Source organism: Nocardia sp. NPDC004711 (assembly GCF_053601595.1).
In genome coordinates, this window is record NZ_JBSGCB010000150.1 from 1 (window position 1) to 4,183 (window position 4,183).

The following is a 4,183-nucleotide window of genomic DNA, read 5'->3' on the forward strand; positions in this document are numbered from 1 at the left end:
AAAAATAAAAAAACGAAACAAAAAATTAAAAAAAAACTCGATTTGGGGGTCCCACCGCTGCGCGGTGCCACCCCATCACTCACTTCGAGACACAACCTAGCTGGTGGATCTACGTCGAAAGGCCGAGACTGGTTACTGCCTGTCCGCGCCATTGCGACCACACGGGTCGCCCCACCTCGGATCCGCCAGATCGGGCGACGTGCGTGAGTCTCCGCCTATCGACACGAAGGAGGCTGGAAATGGATCACTCAGACTTGGACCCGACCTTCTATCGGAGCGCAGCGGAGGCGGCTGCCGCGCCACCGGAGCGGCTCGCCTACGTTGTTGCGTTCGACCGGGCGGCACAGCAGCCGGATGCGCTGTCGGTAGTCGATGTGGATCCGGGCTCGGCCACCTACGGCAGGGTGGTGGGCTGGACCGAGGTGCCCCACCTGGGCAACGAGCTGCACCATTTCGGCTGGAACGTCTGCAGCAGCGCGCTGAAGCACGAGGGCCACCGCATCGACGGGCTGGCTCGGCGCTACCTGATCGTGCCGGGTCTGCGCTCGTCGCACCTGTACGTGTTCGACACCCAGCCCGACCCATGTCGGCCTACCCTTTCCAAGATCGTGGACAGCTCCGACCTCGCGGCCAAGGCCGGCTACTCCCGCCCGCACACGCTGCACTGCGGGCCGGACGGTGTTTTCATGACCTGCCTCGGTGGGGCAGACGGATCGGACGGGCCGGGCGGGATCGCGCTGCTCGATCACGGCACGTTCGATGTGTTGCGGCAATGGGAGACCGACCGCGGGCCGCAATACCTCGCGTACGACGCCTGGTGGCATCTCAACCAGAACACCCTGATCAGCAGCGAGTGGGGCACTCCGTCCATGATCGAGGACGGGTTGCAGCCGGAGTTGCTGCTGGCCAACAAGTACGGCCACGCGATCCACTTCTGGGACCTCACCGCCGGTCGGCACCAGCAGCGGGTCGATCTCGGGGAACAGAACCAGATGGCACTCGAGCTGCGCCCTTCGCACGATCCGGACGCCACCTGGGGTTTCGTCGGCGTGGTGATCTCGACCGAGGATTTGTCGGCCTCCGTGTGGCGTTGGCACCACGACGGTGGTGTCTGGGCGGTCGACAAGGTGATCACCATCCCGGCCGAGCCGGCTGATCCCGACCTGCTGCCACCGGCACTGAAACCGTTCGGCGCGGTGCCGCCGCTGGTCACCGACATCGACCTGTCGGTTGATGACGCATACCTCTACGTATCGTGCTGGGGCACCGGGGAGCTCAAGCAGTTCGACGTGCGCGATCCCGCCAACCCGAAACAGACCGCGTCCGTCCGGCTCGGCGGGATCGTGGGCCGCGCCGCCCACCCGGCCGCGCCGAACCAGCCGCTTGCGGGTGGCCCCCAGATGGTCGAGATCAGCCGTAGCGGTCAGCGGGTCTACCTCACCAACTCGCTCTACAGCACGTGGGACGACCAGTTCTACCCGGATGGGGTCGGCGCCTGGATGGCCGTGCTGCACACCGATCCCGACGGCGGAATGACCATCGACGAGTCGTTCTTCCCACACGACGAGGACTTTCGAGGTCTGCGGGTGCACCAGGTGCGCCTCCAGGGCGGTGACGCCTCCTCCGATTCCTACTGCTACCGCTAGCTAGACCGCCCCGCCGACGACTCAACCCGATGTGGGCACGGCTCACTCGCCGCAGAGGTTTCCAGCGCGGGCCGCTTCAAAGCTGGATGTAGCGAGCAAGAGTGCGCGCTCATGCCGAATTGAGTGCGTTTTACACGATCAGTCCCACCAGAAGGTCCACTGCTCGGCATTGATAAGCCGGTCGGCATATTCGTCGAGGTGATTACCGACCAGCTCGGCGCAGAAGGCGAAGTGTTCGTTTGCCACCAATCGGGCGTACTCGGCGGTTGCAGGTGGAGATGCCACAGCAAGATGCAGCGTGCCCTGTTCGACGGCGAAGACGGTGACACCGAACCGACGCCGCCAATCCCTCACGACCGCAGCTAATTTCGCGGTGTCGTTGTCATGGTTCACGGGACCGTCCCATCCTGCCGATGCCAAGGCTTCGGCGCCGTCGGCAGCCGGCACCAGGATCAGGGTGGCCTCGGTATCGGCAGCAACCCTGTCGGCGACCTCGTCTGGTGAGTGTTGCGACTGGCCGGCCGGTAGCAGGACGAGCGGGTACCCACCTGCCCACTCGATGAGCTGGACTGCTGGATCGTGTTCATCCAGCGTGGTTATCGCCGGGTTCGGGGAGAACAAGTCGTCGTCGTAGTCATGAACCAGTAGCGGCCACAAGCCGGTCTCGGGGTGACGGCGGCGCCACTGTGACCACAGGTTCCCGACATTGGCTCCTCGCAGAGCCAAAAGGTCGGGTCCGCAGCCTCGTTGGCCTGCTCCAGCCGCCCAGCGGGGAGTCCGGCGGGCAGCTGCTCGTAGCAGTTCATGTATCGTTCTCCGGATCCCAGCCATGGACAAAGTTGGTCGACCGAGGCAGAACCTGATCGAACGCACGGACATGCCGCTGGTCGCGCGGACCGAACCGGCGAGCGCGGCGCGGCGGAAGATCAACTGGCCGTGCGTGTCCACGGATGGCCGAACGCGCCGTCAGGCCGAGCTGAGGGCCGCCCGGAAGGCAGTGAGGGTGGCCTCGCCGGGGGTCCGGTCCAGTATTGCGAAGGTGATCTCGTCGAAGTGACCGTTGAACCGCCCACCGTCGGCTAGCAGTGCATGGAAGACACCGGCCACCATGCCTGGGTCGTTGCCGTAGGCGCCGCAGCCCCAGGCGCCCAGCACCAAACGCCGGTAGCCGACGGCTGTTTCGAGAATGCGCTCGGCGCGGGTGGCCAGCACCGCGGGTATTCGATACGCCTCGCTCGCCAGCTCCTGCACGATCACGTTGGTCCGGGGCGCCGGGCAAGTGAGGAAGCCGACCATATAGGGGCTGTCGAGCAGGATGCCCGTGTCGTCGCGGAAGACAGGCACGGCGGGAGACAGGATCACGCGGTCGCTGTAGAAAGGGTCCGGTGTGCGGCGGTGGTGCTCGTAGTATTGCGGCACGGCCAGCAGGGTGGTGTACAGCGCTGACGCTCGGCACAGGGCTTCTTCTTGGGTGCGGGCGCCGGCGAGGTAGTGGCCGCCGGGATTGCGGGCGGACGCGAAATTCAGAACGGCGACCGGCTCCGGATCGGTGTCGAGCATCCGGCGCGCCGCGACGAGGCTGCTCTCCCCGGTCACCATGATGACGGTGGCGCCCTCGCTGCGGGTGATTACCGGGACCGGGTCGGGACCGTACATCCGGGTGCCCTGGACGGCGGCTTGTACCCCCGATGTCAACGACACATAGTGTCCGCTGGGCGTCCGGTAACCGCCGGCTGCGATGATCCGCTCGTTGTCGGCGGCGATGGCTCGCAGGCGTTCGGTCACGCCCGCAATGCTCTCATGGCTCGAGACGAACCGGATACCACCGCCGGAGGGGAAGCGCGGGCCGAAACGAAAACCAGAACACGACACCCAATCTTCGGCTACGCACACAGCCCCGTAACACGCTGTGGGCCACCCTTCTTCGGCGATGCGCTGCCGCGCGTGGCTGCGGCACGTCCGTTCGAGGAGCGGAGCTACCAGCGCCACCCCGGATCTCGCGCGAATGATCACATCACTGACCCTCACGGGCCGGTCCCCGACAGAGCAAAGTCGAATGAGGCCGGCAGCTTCTCACTCCAACGTCACTGCGACGCAGGTATTTTCGATACTATTCGGCTCTACTCCTCGTCACTCACGGTTACGGTGGCGGTGTATTCAGACATGCCCAGCAGCCTCTTCCATTCTCAAACAAAAGCGACCAGGCGATCATGCCGATCGCTTCCCGCTGCACGGCACCAGAACGTCCGCTACTGCCGCATACCGCGCTGACCGACCCGGCCAGCGCGGGGCATCGGAAGATCAACGAGCAGAGCGCTATACGACCGCCGGCAGTGCGCGCTCATGCCGAGTTGAAGGCGTTTCGGAGGTCGGTAACGTTCGTAAGTTGCTTTCCGACAACAGACTTCGTCTGGCGCGAATCCAGCCATGGAGTAGGCCCAGGGGTAAGTCCCTTGGAGTGGTGGGATTTCGGAATCGGACAGGTCCGGTATGAGGCGTGTTGATGTCCTGAAATGAGCAGGTCATCGCGTAGTGGT

3 protein-coding genes are annotated in these 4,183 nt (G+C 64.8%); 1 reads left to right on the forward strand and 2 read right to left on the reverse strand.

The window, feature by feature from the left end; genetic code table 11:
* Nucleotides 1-239: 239 nt before the first annotated feature.
* Entirely contained in the window at nucleotides 240-1,646 is a 1,407-nt protein-coding gene (locus ACWEKS_RS48915) for a selenium-binding protein SBP56-related protein (RefSeq protein ID WP_452346539.1), read from the forward strand.
* Nucleotides 1,647-1,784: 138 nt separating this feature from the next.
* Here the strand turns inward: ACWEKS_RS48915 and ACWEKS_RS48920 are convergent, their stop codons facing one another.
* On the reverse strand, nucleotides 1,785-2,267 hold the full coding sequence (locus tag ACWEKS_RS48920) for a DUF4253 domain-containing protein (RefSeq protein WP_452346540.1): 483 nt from the start codon (nucleotides 2,265-2,267) through the stop codon (nucleotides 1,785-1,787).
* 345 nt (nucleotides 2,268-2,612) lie between these two features.
* Entirely contained in the window at nucleotides 2,613-3,431 is an 819-nt protein-coding gene (locus tag ACWEKS_RS48925; RefSeq protein ID WP_452346541.1) for a TIGR02452 family protein, read from the reverse strand.
* Between the last annotated feature and the right edge of the window lie 752 nt (nucleotides 3,432-4,183).

Bases quoted from the DNA above. Each gene is read 5' to 3' on its own strand.
- ACWEKS_RS48915 (WP_452346539.1), top strand. From the start codon at position 240: ATGGATCACTCAGACTTGGACCCGACCTTCTATCGGAGCGCAGCGGAG.